The organism is Burkholderia sp. AW49-1 (assembly GCF_053427845.1).
On record NZ_JBSAXF010000083.1, the window covers coordinates 1 to 1,309 of the forward strand.

Sequence of the window (1,309 nt, forward strand, 5' to 3'; positions counted from 1 at the left end):
CGCATCCGCAGCTTCGGTATATAGCTTAGCCCCGTTACATCTTCCGCGCAGGACGACTCGATCAGTGAGCTATTACGCTTTCTTTAAAGGGTGGCTGCTTCTAAGCCAACCTCCTGACTGTTTTAGCCTTCCCACTTCGTTTCCCACTTAGCTATATTTGGGGACCTTAGCTGGCGGTCTGGGTTGTTTCCCTCTTGACACCGGACGTTAGCACCCGATGTCTGTCTCCCGTGATTGCACTCTTCGGTATTCGGAGTTTGCTATGGCGGGGTAATCTGCAATAGACCCCCCAACCATGACAGTGCTCTACCCCCGAAGGTGAGACACGAGGCACTACCTAAATAGTTTTCGGAGAGAACCAGCTATTTCCAGGTTTGTTTAGCCTTTCACCCCTATCCACAGCTCATCCCCTAACTTTTCAACGTTAGTGGGTTCGGACCTCCAGTACGTGTTACCGCACCTTCATCCTGGCCATGGATAGATCACCTGGTTTCGGGTCTACGCCCAGCAACTGAACGCCCTATTCGGACTCGCTTTCGCTACGCCTGCCCTATACGGTTAAGCTTGCTACTGAACGTAAGTCGCTGACCCATTATACAAAAGGTACGCCGTCACCCCTTACGAGGCTCCGACTGTTTGTATGCATGCGGTTTCAGGATCTATTTCACTCCCCTCCCGGGGTTCTTTTCGCCTTTCCCTCACGGTACTGGTTCACTATCGGTCGATCACGAGTATTTAGCCTTGGAGGATGGTCCCCCCATCTTCAGACAGGATTTCACGTGTCCCGCCCTACTTGTCGCACACCTAGTTCTTTCATACTGTTTTCGCCTACAGGGCTATCACCTGCTATGGCCGCACTTTCCAGAGCGTTCGGCTAACAATACAAATAAAGAGTGCAAGGCTCATCCCATTTCGCTCGCCACTACTTTGGGAATCTCGGTTGATTTCTTTTCCTGCGGTTACTTAGATGTTTCAGTTCACCGCGTTCGCTTCACATGGCCTATGTATTCAGCCATGGATACTCCAAAAGGAGTGGGTTTCCCCATTCGGACATCTACGGATCAAAGCTCGTTTGCCAGCTCCCCGTAGCTTTTCGCAGGCTACCGCGTCCTTCATCGCCTGTGATCGCCAAGGCATCCACCACATGCACTTGTTCGCTTGACCCTATAACGAGTCTGTCTCATCGACAGTCGCTACAGGTTGAGTTCTCGCGTTGTGCCGTATTCCAATTGAGTCAAACTTAGAGTTCGAATCATCTTGAGATACATCGATACAATCACAACCCGGATAGTTTCCACGTCCATCTCAA

The 1,309-nt window shown here is 50.9% G+C and carries 1 rRNA gene; it reads right to left on the reverse strand.

Annotation, left to right across the window (positions count from 1 at the left end):
• Nucleotides 1-1,164, reverse strand: a 23S ribosomal RNA gene (locus tag ACV22W_RS33475); the annotation flags it as partial.
• Between the last annotated feature and the right edge of the window lie 145 nt (nucleotides 1,165-1,309).